Raw genomic sequence first — 14292 nt, forward strand, 5'->3', positions numbered from 1 at the left:
AACTGTGCCGCAAATAAAAACCCGGTTCGTTAAAACCGGGTCTATACTTAAAAATGTCTCTTAAACACTACGCAAGCTGAGCAACTCTTTTTCTTTCTGTGGGTGCTGCTGCACTCCTTTCTTCAACACTACGCTCAAATCTTGTCGCCGTCCACACGTGATCTAACTCAACGCTGTCCATGCTGGCATACCCATCCTTGGTTAATTTATTCCAGCTTCGGTCACGATTAAGATCGGTAACGATCTTAGAAGTAGTTTTAGGGTACGCAATCCAAAACTTTGTGTTCTCTTTTAATGAAGGCATCACATCCGTTAAAATACCATTCAGTTGATTTTCATTTACGGCAAATACCAAAGCGAAGTCAAGTTTCCTTGATCTTAATAATGGTGTCATGTTTTTTGCGAATGAAAGCTTGCTGAACTGTTTTTCGATAGAAGATGGTAAGCCCTGAATTAAAAGATTCTTTTCGTCTGCGTACTGTAGTTTTTCAAAAACTGTTTGAATCATACAACTTGTGGGATTTATTAAAAAATACCAGGTCTTTTACAACCCGATTAAATATTTACAAAGCCTCGAAAAGGTTTTGCAAAGGTAACCCAAAAAGTTTGACTATCTTGTATATTTAACAAAAAACTCGCTAATATTTTACTATCAACGAGTTTTGTATATTTAAAAATAATAACTTGTTATTTGCCGATGGGCTTGTAGTACTTCAGGGCCTCCGGCATATATTTCTGAAGCTGTTCGATCCTTCTTTCTGGTCCGGGGTGGGTGCTTAAAAACTCAGGAGTGCCTCCGCTTCCCGCCTTTGCCTGCATTCGTTGCCAAAGACCAATAGCTTCCTGCGGATTGTAACCCGCCATAGCTGCCCATATCATTCCATAACGGTCAGCCTCTAATTCCTGCTTTCTTCCAAAAGCCATAATACCTACCTGTGAGCCTACACCTACAGCAGCTCCGAAGATATTACGCATTGCCGCTGAGCTTTTGTTGGCCATGAATGCATCCAGGATGCTTCCGCCGTATTGTGCGGCAATGGTTTGACTCATACGCTCATTAGTATGTCCAAATAAAGCGTGGGATACCTCGTGCCCCATCACATTAGCCAGGGCGGCTTCATTTTGGGTAATTGGCAATAAACCAGTGTACACTACAATTTTTCCACCGGGCATACACCAGGCATTAGCCTCATTGCTTTGCACGAGCTTGGTCTCCCACTGGTAGCCCTGCAGATCCTGGCTCATATTGTTTTGTTTAAAAAACTGGGTAACCGCCGCTACAATACGCTGGCCCACCCGGTTCACCATTTCTGCATCTCTGTTATTGGAGTTGGATGGCACTACTTTGGCCCCCGACAAAAATGACTGGTATTCGCCTACAGCCATTTGCTGTAACTGCGACTCAGGTAATAATTTAAACTGGCTTCTGCCGGTAACTGCATTCGTTGAGCAGGACACCGCTATAGCAGCCACGGCAAAAAGACTTAATACTTTCTTTATCATTGGTTTTGGATTTAAAATTAATCTTCATAGTATTATACGCAATCATTATACCAAATCAGTTTGGCAGAAGCGTATAATGGGGTATTGGTGGAATAGAAGTACTAAGAGTCCTGGTCCTTTCGACGTCTGCGATCCCTCTTTTTAAAAATAGGCACTTTGCTTTCGCCGCCTTTTATTATGCGTCCGATATTCTTTTGATGCGTAAGAATGACGAGCAGGGCTACTGTTACAGCAAACCCCCGATAAATATGATTATCTACATTAAAGATGACCAATATAAACACCGGGAAAGCAACACTAGCCAATATAGAGCTCAGCGAAACAAATCTGGTAAGATATAAAACAAGCAGGAATACACCTGAACAAGCCAGCGCAGTCCATGGAGAAATGCCAATCACCAGTCCGAATAAAGTAGCAACGCCTTTTCCCCCTTTAAAATCAGCCCATACCGGGAAAATATGACCAATTACTGCTGCAATGCCCAGAATCAGCTGCATGTTCAATAAAGCTATTTCAGAACTAAATTCGGGTAGTAAAGCCGCCAGCTTTACCGAAAAAAAGCCTTTTAGCACATCGCAGATCATAACAAATGAGCCCCAGCGTGGACCCAATATGCGAAATGTGTTGGTTGCTCCCGCATTTCCACTCCCGTAATCCCGGATGTCAATACCGAAAAAACCCTTACTCACCCAAACCGATGTCGGAATGCTGCCCAGGCAGTAAGCACATAAAACTAGTAAGATTTCCTGCATTTATTTAACCGTTATATGGAGCAATGAATCTCAAATATAGTGTATATATTAATTAAATCCCTGTTCTTATGATATCCAATAATTCACAGTAAGGAACGTTTTTTTCCTGCATTCTCTGTAAAACTGTGTTGCAAATATACACCACTTTGGCCAGAATCAGCGTTTGATAACAGGCCGCTATAGCGCCCGTTACCGTTCCCGGGTTTGCGATAGTGAGCTTTTAAATATTGACTATCATTTTTTTACATTTTATTCCTGCCGGTTGCTGTCTGACTTATTCCTGTAAATTCCGGATGTTTTAGCATATCGCTAACGATGCCGGAGCATTTACTGCTTTACAAAATGCAGGCAAAGCCAGTTGTTGCTTCCATTTTTGTCAACCAGGGACAGCTGGTTACTTTCGGCTGCTTCCTTAATGACCGCCAGGTCCTCCTCCAATATGCCACTCAGCAATAGCTGTCCGTTTGCATTGAGTTGTATGGAGAGATCTTTCATGTTCTCCAACAATACATTCCTGTTGATATTGGCCAGTATAATATCAAAACTTTCACCCATAATTGCTGAATCTGATTGCACCAGGCGGATGCCGGCAGTATTATTTCGTTCAAAATTTTCCCGGGCATTCAGAATACTCCACTCGTCGATGTCATTTGCATATATGCTTTTGGCACCCAGCTGATATGCCAGGATGGCCAGAACGCCGGTTCCGGTTCCAAAGTCAAAAACCGATTTTTCGGGGAAGGAGATCTTCCGCATTTGCTGCATCATGAGGTGGGTAGTAGCATGATGGCCGGTGCCAAAACTCATTTTTGGGGTGATCACAATCTCGTGCTGTACCTGCTGCAGCGGCTCGTGAAAAGAGGCCCGTATGCCTACAAAATCGTCCACAATTACCGGACTGAAATTAGACTCCCATAATGCATTCCAGTTTTGAGGGGCTATTTCTTCGATGTCGTATTGTAGCTGATAGGTTGACGCGAGCTCTGTGATCTCGTCTGTGCTATAACTTTCCTTCAGAAAAATCACTTTCAGCCCGTTATCTGTTTCTTCAAATCCCTCGGCAGTGTTTTGGAGTTCTGCGATGATGATGTCCGTGATGTCTGACGGTACATTCCTGAAATTAATTACGATATGCATTTTATGTTTTGATTATTAACTGTTTTCGATCAACCGGGTAATTGTGTAGATCAACAGGCCTACCAACCCGCCTACCAGTGTTCCGTTAATGCGGATGAATTGAAGATCTTTGCCTACTTCCAGCTCCAGTTTATTACTGAGCTCTTTGCCCTGCCAGTTGCCTACGGTATTGCTAATGAGATCACCCACTTTGCATGTGTTTTTCAGGATATATTTATAAGCGGTCTTTTGTACCCATTTGTTCATTTTTTGCTGAAAAGCCGGGTCATGCTTCAGGTTGGCTATCATTTCCCTGATCGTTTTCTGAAGGTAAAGCAGGATGGCAGATTCCCGTCCTTCCAGATCACTGATGATAGCAGTTTGCAGATGCTTCCAGACTGAAGCAGCATATTGATGGATTTTCTCTCCGCTCAACAGGCTGTTTTTAATGTCTTCCAGTTCCGCCTGCCAGGCAGGGCTGGTCCTGATATCCTCAATAAAACCGGCCAGCTGCTGATTAACCTCCTGTCTTACTTTGTGGTTAGGATCCTGGTCTATTTCCGACAGGTAATTGGCCAGTCCTTTGGTGATCTTGGTAGCAATCAGGTTGTCTACAAAGCCAGGTATGAGAAAATGACTTTCTTTTTTTACCCTTTCACGCACCATTGTTTCATTCTCTATTATATAGCCGCGCAGTTTGTTTACCAGGTAGCTTAAAATACGTGCCTGATCTCCCCGCTCCATAATGATCTCCAGCCCCGATGCCACGGCGTTATTGAGCCTGATCTCTTTGAGTAATTTTTGCGATTGATCGGATATGAATTGGGTCACCATCCGGTCATCGGCTTTCCTTACCACATTTTTTAAAATGCCGGAGATTTCTGTAACTAAAAGCGTAAGATTTTTGGGCTGATCCAGCCATTGTACCAGCAAATTGCTGACCTGCAGTTTTTCGATATAAGGCCTTATAGTAGGGGCGTTCAGGAAATTGGTAACCACAAATCCGCCCAGGTTGTCGCCAATATTCTTTTTTTTGTTTTCTATCAGGTTGGTGTGCGGGATGCGAATCCCCAATGGGTGGTGAAATAAAGCTGTCACTGCAAACCAATCGGCCAGGGCGCCTACCATGGCGGCTTCTGCAAAAGCTTTGATATAGCCCAGCCATATATCATCCCTGGTTTTCAATAGCCAGGTAGATAATACATATACCAGGGTCATCAGCACAAAAAGCCCTGTGGCAATGGCCTTATGTTTCCTGAGCTGTTGTGCTTTAATAATATCGTTGAGTGGTTCAGGCATGCTGTGCTTTCTGCCTGATATCCTTAAAGATCATCACGGCATGTTCCCTTGAGTTTTCAATAAACAGGCGGTGGGTATTCATGCCGCCACATATAACACCAGCAAGATAAATGCCGGGAATATTTGTTTCGTGTGTATCAGGATTGAGCACTGGGCAGCGTACCTCATCCTTGCTTAGCTCAATGCCCGTTTTTTCCAGGAAATCGAGGTTGGGTTGATAGCCAGTAGCGGCAATAACCCAGTCGTTTTTCAACGTTACCGGGCCTTCAGGCGTATCAATATCTACTTCATGTTCGCGAATGGCTTTCAATGATGCGTTAAAATAGGCCTTAATGGCGCCTTCTTTGATCCTGTTCTCAATATCCGGCTTCACCCAGTACTTTACTCTTGAGCCAATAGCGTCTCCTTTCACCACCATGGTTACCCGGGCGCCTTTGCGGAAGGTTTCCAGAGCGGCATCTACAGCCGAGTTCATAGCGCCTACCACCACTACGTCCTGGAAGGCATAAAAATGCGGATCGCTATAATAATGGGTTACTTTAGATAGCTCTTCTCCCGGTACCTGCAACAGGTAGGGGATATCGTAAAAACCTGTAGCAATAATTACATGGTCGCAGGTATAATTGGCCTTGCTGCTTTGAATATGAAAGTAACTTCTGCCATCTGTCACCTGTGCTATGTCGACTTGGATTACTTTCTCAAAAAGATGAATGTTTACATTGAAGTTCTGCGTTACCCTGCGGTAATACTCCAGGCTTTCGTTGCGGGTAGGCTTGGCATTATTTGACACAAACGGCACATTTCCAATCTCGAGACGATCGGAAGTGGAAAAAAAAGTCATGTTCACCGGGTAGTGATACAACGAATTAACCAGGCATCCCTTTTCAAGAACCAGGTAAGAAATATTGTTTTTTTGGGCTTCCAAAGCGCAGGCCAGTCCTATAGGCCCACCCCCAACGATGATCACCGAAAAATGAGATTGCATTTAACAAAGATAACGGCTGCGATTATCGAATATTTTATATTTTATATTGCTTATTCTAGCATTTTACGTTTAAATTTGCCGCACTTTAAAAGTATTAACAAAAATAATATGGCAAGAATTATTGCATTTAGAGAGGCTTTAAGAGAAGCTATGAATGAGGAGATGAGAAGGGATGACAGGGTGTTTCTAATGGGTGAAGAAGTTGCCGAATATAACGGCGCGTATAAAGTAAGCCAGGGTATGCTGGCAGAATTTGGTCCTAAAAGAATTTTAGATACACCTATCGCAGAGCTGGGTTTTACTGCAGTGGGTGTAGGTGCGGCACAGCGAGGGTTAAGGCCTATTGTTGAATTTATGACCTGGAACTTTGCCGTTCTGGCATTGGATCAGATTTTGAATACTGCCTCTAAAATGCTGGCAATGAGTGGTGGACAGATCTCTTGTCCCATCGTTTTCAGGGGAGGAAATGGTTCTGCCGGCCAATTGGGTGCGCAGCACAGTACTGCTTTTGAGTCGTTGTATGCAAATATTCCGGGAATCAAAGTGGTTTCTCCAAGCAACCCTTACGATGCGAAAGGTTTGTTGAAGCAAGCCATCCGTTACGAAGAAGACCCCGTAATTTACATGGAGAGCGAGCAGATGTACGGTGATAAAATGGAAGTGCCTGAAGAAGAATATTATATCGAACTGGGAAAAGCCGATGTGAAAAGAGAGGGAACTGATGTAACCATCGTTTCTTTTAATAAAATGATGAAAGTGGCTTTGGGTGCTGCGGCAGAGCTGGAAAAAGAAGGTATCAGCGCTGAAGTGATCGATTTGCGCACCATTCGTCCTTTGGATGTGCCTACTATTGTTAAAAGTATCCAGAAAACAAACCGCCTGGTAATTGTAGAAGAGCAGTGGCCATTTGCTTCTGTTTCTTCTGAAATTGCTTACAATGTTCAGAAAGATGCTTTTGATTACCTGGATGCGCCTATCCGCCGTATTACTGCGGCTGATGCGCCTTTACACTATGCGGCCAACCTGGTAGCTGCTGCTTTACCGGATGTGGCCCGTACGGTGAAACTGGTAAAAGAAGTGATGTACCAGAAAAAATAATTTCCATCATATTATCATTTTTAAAAGTCCATGAGCTATATTTATTCGCTCGTGGACTTTTAAGTTTACGATCTAAACAAAAAAATCTGTTATAAAGTGCCCCATAGAAATAAGACAAACGACAATGCACCTCTCATACTCGTAGTTGACGACGAGGTGTCTATCCGTAAAACTTTAATAGAAATACTATCATTTGAAGGCTATAAAACACATGAGGCTTCAGATGGCGAACAGGGAATTAAAATATTCTCCGAGCATAAATTTGATGCGGTTTTGTGCGATATTAAAATGCCCAAAATGGACGGGATGGAGTTCCTCAACAAGGCGTTGGAAATTGCACCCGATGTTCCGGTTATTATGATATCGGGTCATGGTACCATTGAAACAGCGGTAGAAGCGGTAAAAAAAGGCGCCTATGATTTTATTTCAAAGCCGCCGGATCTGAACCGGTTACTGATCACCATTAAAAATGCACTGGATAAGGGTACGCTTGTTACAGAAACCAAAGTGCTGCGTAAAAAAATATCCAGGGTGCAGGAAATTGTAGGAGACTCTGAACCTATTAAGCGTATTAAAGAAACAATTGATAAAGTAGCGCCTACCGAAGCCAGGGTGCTGGTAACCGGTGAAAATGGCGTGGGTAAAGAACTGGTGGCCCGCTGGCTGCATGAAAAAAGTACCCGTAATGCCAGCCCGTTGGTAGAAGTAAATTGTGCCGCTATTCCAACAGAATTGATCGAGTCTGAATTGTTCGGTCATGAAAAAGGATCTTTTACATCGGCCGTTAAACAAAGAATCGGAAAATTTGAGCAGGCAAACGGGGGAACCCTTTTCCTGGATGAGATAGGTGACATGAGCCTGAGCGCGCAGGCCAAAGTGCTTCGTGCCTTGCAGGAGGGGAAAATAACAAGGGTAGGGGCAGATAAGGATATTAGTGTTGATGTGCGTGTAATAGCGGCTACCAATAAAGATCTGCTGGAAGAAGTGGAGCAAAAAAATTTCAGGCTCGATTTATACCACCGCCTCAGTGTAATATTAATTCATGTGCCTTCTTTAAATGACCGCAGGGATGATATCCCTCAGTTAATTGACCGGTTTCTGGAAAGCATTTGTGCGGACTATGGTATCGCCAAGAAAGGCATTGACGACAGTGCCATTAAATTATTGCAACAGCATAACTGGACGGGAAATATAAGGGAACTGCGTAACGTAGTAGAACGGCTGGTTATTTTGAGCGGCAAAACAATTATTGCAGATGATGTAAAGAATTATGCAAATCCGTAAGTAAACACATCTTATTATTAAGCGTTTTTTGACTGCTGTGCGCATGTTTTGATCATGCACACAGCAGTTGTGATTTAAGGAACAATTAAGAGTCAACTATTTATTACCTCGAATGCACCACTTATCTTTATAGCATATGACTACAGCAACCCGCGCTTTACTGCTAATGGGCTCCATTTTACTTTTTGCCAATGCCTATGCCCAGGACCGGCTTTCGGGCGTTTTGAAGAACGAACTACAGCGTGAGTTTACGCAGCTAAAGGCGGCCGATAAAAATGTGTACTACATGAGCTACCGGGTGGACGATATTGTATCCTACCGGGTAACAGCCAGTTTCGGCGTTATCAATTCTATTGACTCTAACCGGGTAAGAATTTTTACACCAACCGTACGGGTAGGCAGTTATCAGTTCGATAATACGCATAATATGCAATCTGGAGGAGCTCCGGGAACTTTACCGATTGTAGAGAACGAGGATATACTAAAGTTATCTATCTGGAAAAGTACGGATATGGCTTATAAGAACGCAGCACAGATATATGAACAATTGCTGACTAACAAAAAAGTACGGGTAGCTGAAGAAGATACCGCCGCAGACTTTTCCAATGCCAGGCGGGAGGTTTATTTTGATGCCCCTTTAAATTATAAAGCGCTGAAACCCGACCTGGACAAGGTTGCTGCTGCGCTAAAAAAAATCACACAGGTATTTAAGCAAAATCCTGACCTGTTACAGGGAGGGGCCAATTTTGAATTTAAGATCACCCGTAAATATTTTGTCGATACCGACGGATCGGACATCGTTGAAAATGGAACCGAAACCTGGCAGAGTATTTTTGGCAATACCAAAGCAGCCGACGGAATGGAGCTGCCGCTTTACAAACTGTATTTTGCTTATATGCCGTCCGGTTTGCCGGCCGGCGATAGTGTCCTGGCCGATGTATCCGGTATGAGTGTCAAGTTGAGCGCACTGAAAAACTCACCATTGGCAGATCCTTTTGTGGGTCCTGCAATTCTTTCAGGCAGGGCTGCCGGTGTGTTCTTCCACGAAATTTTCGGGCACCGGCTTGAAGGCAAGCGAATGAAAAATGAATTTGACGGACAAACCTTTAAAAATAAAATAGGCACCGAAGTATTACCGGCTTTTTTAAGTATTGCGATGGATCCGACCACAAAAAATGTTTCGGGTTCCCAGGTGAACGGGTACTATAAATTCGATGATGAAGGAGTAGCCGCACAAAAGGTAGCGGTAGTAGAGGAGGGGATACTGCGCAATTTTTTAATGACGCGTACACCTATTAACGGCGTGAGCGGCAGTAACGGCCATGCACGTACTGCGCCTGGTGGTATTCCGGAGAGCAGGCAAAGTAACCTGGTAGTAACCGGCAAAAGCGAAAAAACATTCAGTGAATTAAGGGATATGCTGATTGCAGAATGCAAGAAACAAGGTAAACAGTACGGGTATCTCTTCCAGGATGTGCAGGGAGGGTTTACCAATGTAGGTCGTACTACACCAAACGCTTTTAATGTATTGCCTACAGAAGTGTATAAGATTTATACAGATGATAAGCCAGACGAATTGGTACGGGGAGTGGACTTGATTGGCACACCGCTTTCAATGTTCAAACATATTACAGCTTGCAGTAACACAACAGAAACCTTTAACGGTATGTGTGGCTCCGGCTCAGGCTGGGTGCCGGTTTCGGCTTCATCGCCTGCCATTTTTGTTGATGTAATTGAAACGCAGAAAAAAAGTAAATCGTCTGAGCGCTTGCCGGTATTGCCGAGGCCGGACCTGGACAAGCAGTAATAACTTATATCCATTTATTCAGCAGGTCGCCTAAATAAGCTATTAAAATGAGAATTAGAATTTTCTTCCTTGTATTAATCTTGGGTTTTACGGGCTTTGTAGTAAAAGCACAGGATCTGAAAGATAATTTTTATGTAAAAGTGCTGAATGATGAGTTGCAGCGAAATATTCAGCGCCTGCATTTACCCGACCTGGAAAAGCCATTTTACATAGCCTATAACCTGCAAAACGTAAACAGTTATCATTTAAGCAGCGAACGTGGTGAAATAACAACGGTAGTTAAAACGCCGGTTAACAATAAATCGGTATCCGTTAAGCTAAGGGTGGGAGACTATCATCGCAATTTCGATTATATGATGTATGACGGGTATTTTGCGAACCTCCCGGATGAAGCCAGTGCAGATGAATACCGCCGTCTTTTATGGCTGGAAACAGACCGGGCCTATAAAAATAATGCCCGCCAGTTCAGTGGCTTTATGTCGTCGTTAAAAAGAGTAAGTGTGGATGAAAAAGAGCTGGCCCTGGATGATCTCGCCCGTATCACGCCGGTGGTAAAGGATTTTGGCGCTATTCAGCCTATTCAATTAGATACAAAAAAATGGGAACAGCAGCTTAAAGTTTTATCGGCCCTGTTTATCGCGTATCCTAAAATTACCACTTCTTATTGTCGTTTGTTGGTCAACAGTTCCGAAAACTACATAGTGAGCAGCGAAGGCTCGGTGATACGCAAACCGGGCGGTGCCGTTACCTTTATGGCCTATGGCGCTACTTCTGATGAGGAAGGCAACAATTATAATAGTAACTATTCTATCACGGTAAAAAGTATGGAAGAGTTGCCTGCATGGGATCAGTTACATACCAAGGTAAAAGAACTCATTAGTAAAATACAACAAAAAGAACTGGCTAAAGCATTTGAAGGGTCTTATATGGGACCGGTATTATTTATGGGTAATGCTGTAACCGATATCGTCAATCAGTGTTTTTCCAATACCCTGCAAACCCGGCGTAAACCAATTATAGGATATAATTCAGGCGGAACCAGCTATGAAGAAAAGCTGGGACAAAAGCTGGTAGCCTCTGATCTTACAGTAACAGCAATACCTTCATTGAAAATGGTGAATGGTAAACATACTACCGGTCATTACGAAATAGATGACGAAGGCGTTGTGCCGGCTGATTCCCTGGTATTGATAGAAGCCGGTATTTTAAAGAGCTTGCTGAATGGGAGGACGCCTACCAGAAAATTCCTGAAGTCACAGGGATTTGCGCAATCTTTCATGGGTAGAAATTACAATGCGGGTGTTTTGAGACTCACTTCTTCCAAAATCGCCTCTGCCGATTCGATGCAGGTCCGGTTATTGCGTTTGGCGAAGGAAGAAGGACTCACTGCTGCCTACATGGTAAAAGATATGTCCTCCAATAGTCCGGAAATATACAAAATCGATGTGGCGACCGGGAAAACAGAAATGGTGAATGAATGCAGGATTACTCCATTGGCCATGAAATCTTTAAGACGATTTATACTAGCGTCCGATAAGCAACAGTTAGAGAACAGTTCAGACTATAGTATTATTTCACCTGAAAGTTTGATCGTTAACGAAATAGAAATAGAGCAAAGTGAAACAACAACGAAGCCTAAACCCATCATTGTTTCGAATCCGCTTTTAGATAAGTCCGCAGCCGGTACCCGGGGGAAAACAACAGGGAAAATAAAAAAGGCTGTTAAGAAATAACAGCCCAGAGGGTGTGTAAAAAATCATAGATGTGGGTGCCCAAAAAACGAAGCTCCCCTTAACGGCCTGGTTTGGCGGCTTTCACGGCTTGGCTCCGGGTTCTCCATTTAAAGTTTATCAGTACCCCTCGACTCTTTATCCATCCTCTGAATATCTTTTAAGCGGTCTGCTGAAATGGGATTTACATAGTCCCAGAATGCAGCTACACAAACTATTTTCCACTGCCCGTTCTCTTTTTCCATCACTCTTACTTCCTTACTGTGGTGGAAATTATCGCCTTCCTTATTACTGTTGAACTGGTCCCAGGTAAGGTAGCAGGCATCGGGGCCATAAAATTTATATTTGATGTTTTTGCGCTCAACAACCGGGTGGCTGCTTGACTGCGGCTCAGGATTATCGTTTATATATTTCCCTACGGTGTTATCAATCCCATTCCAGCCTACACTGGCGTCAAAAGTACCGTCCCGGTTGCTCCATGCCTGGAAAGCATAGTCCGTTTGGGCGTACGTTGACTTCCATGCATTGTAATCTCTCGCAAAAAAAGAAGCAGTCTCCTTTTCTATAGTAGCCAGAATAGCATCCTTTTCTGCCTGGAGCTTTTTCTCATCGGGTGTATTGGCACTGCTCTGCTTACATCCGGGTAAAACAAAAAAGGATAATCCCAATAGCAACGAGCATAGATGGCACCATTTTTTACCTGTTATTAATATTGTTGAAATCAGGGACAGGGTTGCCTGTGAAAGAAGTGTGTGGGCATTCTGGCAAGGAGATGCGGGGCGAAAAGCTAACTGGTTCATAATGTTAAGTTTTAATGGGTGAACAATAAACTTTCCATTCCTTCTCAGTATCGTTGTAATAAAAGAGATCGCCACGATTAGTGATCTGGTAACTACAGCTCTAATTTACTCATTTTTTAGCTATTTTCCAATTCAGATTTTTATAAGGTTGTTGTACAGGCATACCCAATGCTTTCGTTTACCGATATAGCTTACAGGTTTACCGAAAGGAATCAGCCTGCAATACCTAATTGTATTAAATTTGTTAGATAAACACTTAAAATCAAAAACTATGAAAGGAATAGCTTTAATTGTAATCATTTTATTAGTGGTGGTGGGCTTTATGGGTTGTAAAGGCTATAACGGACTGGTAAAAGAAGATGAAGTAGTAAAGAATGCCTGGGCGAATGTACAAAGCGACTACCAGCGACGTAATGATCTGGTAGGAAACCTGGTAAACACCGTTAAGGGTGCCGCTAAATTTGAGCAGGAAACATTAACTAAAGTTATTGAAGCAAGGTCTAAAGCTACTTCTGTCAATATTTCTGCCGATCAGCTGACGCCGGAAAATATGCAGCAGTTCCAGGCAGCGCAGGGGCAGGTTAGCAGCGCATTAAGCCGTTTATTGGCGGTTGTTGAAAGCTATCCTGAATTAAAAGCGAATCAGAACTTCCTGCAGTTACAGGGGCAGCTGGAAAGCATCGAAAACGAAATTCGTGCATCACGCAATACTTTTAACGGTGCCGTAAACAGCTATAATACAAAAGTGAGGTCTTTCCCTATGAATATTTTAGGTGGTATGTTTGGCTTCAAAGCTAAAGAACCGTTTAAAGCTGATCCGGGTGCAGAAACAGCTCCAAAAGTTGAATTTTAATTAAAGAGCATGCCGCAAAAGCGTTTTTCAGGATATCTTATTGGTGCGTTCATTATTTTATTGGGTCTCTATGTTATAGTGGCTTACAATTCTTTAGTGCGCAAGGAAGAAAAAATGGAACAAACCTGGGCAGATGTGCAAAACACTTATCAGCGAAGGCTTGATCTGACACCCAACCTGGTTAACACCGTAAAGGGTATGGCCAGCTTTGAGCAGGAAACCCTGGTTCAGGTAGCAGAAGCAAGGAGCAATGCGCTATCGGCTTCCGGTGCTGGCTTATCAGCCGATAGTTATAACCGGCAGACCGGACTTCAGGATACACTGGCTGCCGCTTCCAACCGTTTAATAGCCGTAATAGAGAAGTACCCGGTATTAAGAGGTACGGAGGCTTACAGAGGGCTGCAGGTGCAACTGGAGGGTAACGAGCGCCGAATAAAAGTGGCCAGGGCCGATTTTAACGCAGCTGTCAGGGATTATAATGAAGCGGCCCGCTCTTTTCCTAAAAGCCTGGTGGCAAAAATGTTTGGGTTTGAAGTAAAGGAAGGCTTTAAAGCAGTTGAAGGAGCACAAAATAATGTAGATATTAAATTTTAAGCCAGTGGGATTTTCATTATTTAAAAGCAAGTCGCCCGGGTTTCTGACACCAGCCGAAAAGGAGCAGGTAGTGGAAGCAATCAGGAATGCCGAAAGCCGCACCAGCGGGGAGATACGTATTTATATGGAAAGTCATTGTAAATATGTGGATCCGGTTGAACGCGCTTCTGAGATCTTTTTCCAGTTGAAGATGGAGCAGACTGTAGAGCGTAACGCAGTGCTGCTTTATATAGCGGTTAAAGACCACCAGCTGGCTATTTATGGTGATGAAGGAATCTATACCAAAACCGGGGTTCAATACTGGCGTGAACTGGTAAGCCATATTTTACAGGAGTTTAACCAGGAGCATTTTGTGGAGGGCATCTGCCAGTATGTATATGAAATAGGCGAGGGCTTACACAGTTATTTCCCTTACGACCGGGCCAGTGACCATAATGAATTACCAGACGATATTGTATTTGGCAAATAGTA

General features: G+C 43.3%; 14 protein-coding genes. 7 read left to right on the forward strand and 7 right to left on the reverse strand.

Going from position 1 to position 14292, the window contains the following annotated elements; translation table 11 throughout:
* Positions 1–67: 67 nt before the first annotated feature.
* The 6 genes from U0035_RS18775 to U0035_RS18800 all read right to left on the reverse strand — a co-directional run bounded on the left by U0035_RS18775 (position 68) and on the right by U0035_RS18800 (position 5655).
* Positions 68–508 (reverse strand): hypothetical protein, encoded by a 441-nt coding sequence (locus tag U0035_RS18775; RefSeq protein ID WP_114791503.1) that lies wholly within the window; start codon positions 506–508, stop codon positions 68–70.
* Positions 509–687: 179 nt separating this feature from the next.
* Positions 688–1503, reverse strand: coding sequence for a M48 family metallopeptidase (locus U0035_RS18780; RefSeq protein WP_114791502.1), 816 nt, complete (start codon positions 1501–1503; stop codon positions 688–690).
* 101 nt (positions 1504–1604) lie between these two features.
* Positions 1605–2255, reverse strand: coding sequence for a glycerol-3-phosphate 1-O-acyltransferase PlsY (plsY, locus tag U0035_RS18785; protein ID WP_114791501.1), 651 nt, complete (start codon positions 2253–2255; stop codon positions 1605–1607).
* Positions 2256–2582: 327 nt separating this feature from the next.
* Complete coding sequence (prmA, locus tag U0035_RS18790) at positions 2583–3392, reverse strand: 50S ribosomal protein L11 methyltransferase (protein ID WP_114791500.1); 810 nt, start codon at positions 3390–3392, stop codon at positions 2583–2585.
* 15 nt (positions 3393–3407) lie between these two features.
* Complete coding sequence (locus U0035_RS18795) at positions 3408–4670, reverse strand: DUF445 domain-containing protein (RefSeq protein ID WP_114791499.1); 1263 nt, start codon at positions 4668–4670, stop codon at positions 3408–3410.
* Complete coding sequence (locus U0035_RS18800) at positions 4663–5655, reverse strand: YpdA family putative bacillithiol disulfide reductase (RefSeq protein WP_114791498.1); 993 nt, start codon at positions 5653–5655, stop codon at positions 4663–4665. Before U0035_RS18800 ends, U0035_RS18795 begins: the two co-directional genes overlap by 8 nt.
* A gap of 108 nt (positions 5656–5763) precedes the next feature.
* Here U0035_RS18800 and U0035_RS18805 point away from each other — a divergent pair, with 108 nt between their 5' ends.
* The 4 genes from U0035_RS18805 (at position 5764) to U0035_RS18820 (ending at position 11577) form a co-directional block, all read left to right on the forward strand.
* Positions 5764–6753 carry a pyruvate dehydrogenase complex E1 component subunit beta gene (locus U0035_RS18805; RefSeq protein WP_114791756.1) on the forward strand — a complete coding sequence of 330 codons (990 nt, stop codon included), beginning with the start codon at positions 5764–5766 and terminating at the stop codon, positions 6751–6753.
* Between the two features lie 96 nt (positions 6754–6849).
* The gene (locus U0035_RS18810) at positions 6850–8037 is read left to right on the forward strand and encodes a sigma-54-dependent transcriptional regulator (RefSeq protein ID WP_114791497.1); all 1188 of its coding nucleotides are present in this window, start codon (positions 6850–6852) and stop codon (positions 8035–8037) included.
* Between the two features lie 136 nt (positions 8038–8173).
* Entirely contained in the window at positions 8174–9844 is a 1671-nt protein-coding gene (locus tag U0035_RS18815) for a metallopeptidase TldD-related protein (RefSeq protein WP_114791496.1), read from the forward strand.
* A 47-nt stretch (positions 9845–9891) separates the two neighbouring features.
* Entirely contained in the window at positions 9892–11577 is a 1686-nt protein-coding gene (locus U0035_RS18820) for a metallopeptidase TldD-related protein (protein WP_114791495.1), read from the forward strand.
* Positions 11578–11684: 107 nt separating this feature from the next.
* Here U0035_RS18820 and U0035_RS18825 read toward each other — a convergent pair whose 3' ends face one another.
* Positions 11685–12374, reverse strand: coding sequence for a hypothetical protein (locus tag U0035_RS18825; RefSeq protein ID WP_211316463.1), 690 nt, complete (start codon positions 12372–12374; stop codon positions 11685–11687).
* Between the two features lie 271 nt (positions 12375–12645).
* Between U0035_RS18825 and U0035_RS18830 the strand changes: the two genes are divergently transcribed.
* The 3 genes from U0035_RS18830 to U0035_RS18840 are packed head-to-tail and all read left to right on the forward strand — an operon-like array spanning position 12646 to position 14290.
* Entirely contained in the window at positions 12646–13227 is a 582-nt protein-coding gene (locus tag U0035_RS18830) for a LemA family protein (protein ID WP_114791494.1), read from the forward strand.
* Between the two features lie 9 nt (positions 13228–13236).
* Positions 13237–13821, forward strand: coding sequence for a LemA family protein (locus tag U0035_RS18835; protein WP_114791493.1), 585 nt, complete (start codon positions 13237–13239; stop codon positions 13819–13821).
* Between the two features lie 4 nt (positions 13822–13825).
* Complete coding sequence (locus tag U0035_RS18840; protein ID WP_114791492.1) at positions 13826–14290, forward strand: TPM domain-containing protein; 465 nt, start codon at positions 13826–13828, stop codon at positions 14288–14290.
* Positions 14291–14292 lie beyond the last annotated feature (2 nt).

It is taken from the genome of Niabella yanshanensis (assembly GCF_034424215.1).
Taxonomy (GTDB): Bacteria; Bacteroidota; Bacteroidia; order Chitinophagales; family Chitinophagaceae; genus Niabella; species Niabella yanshanensis.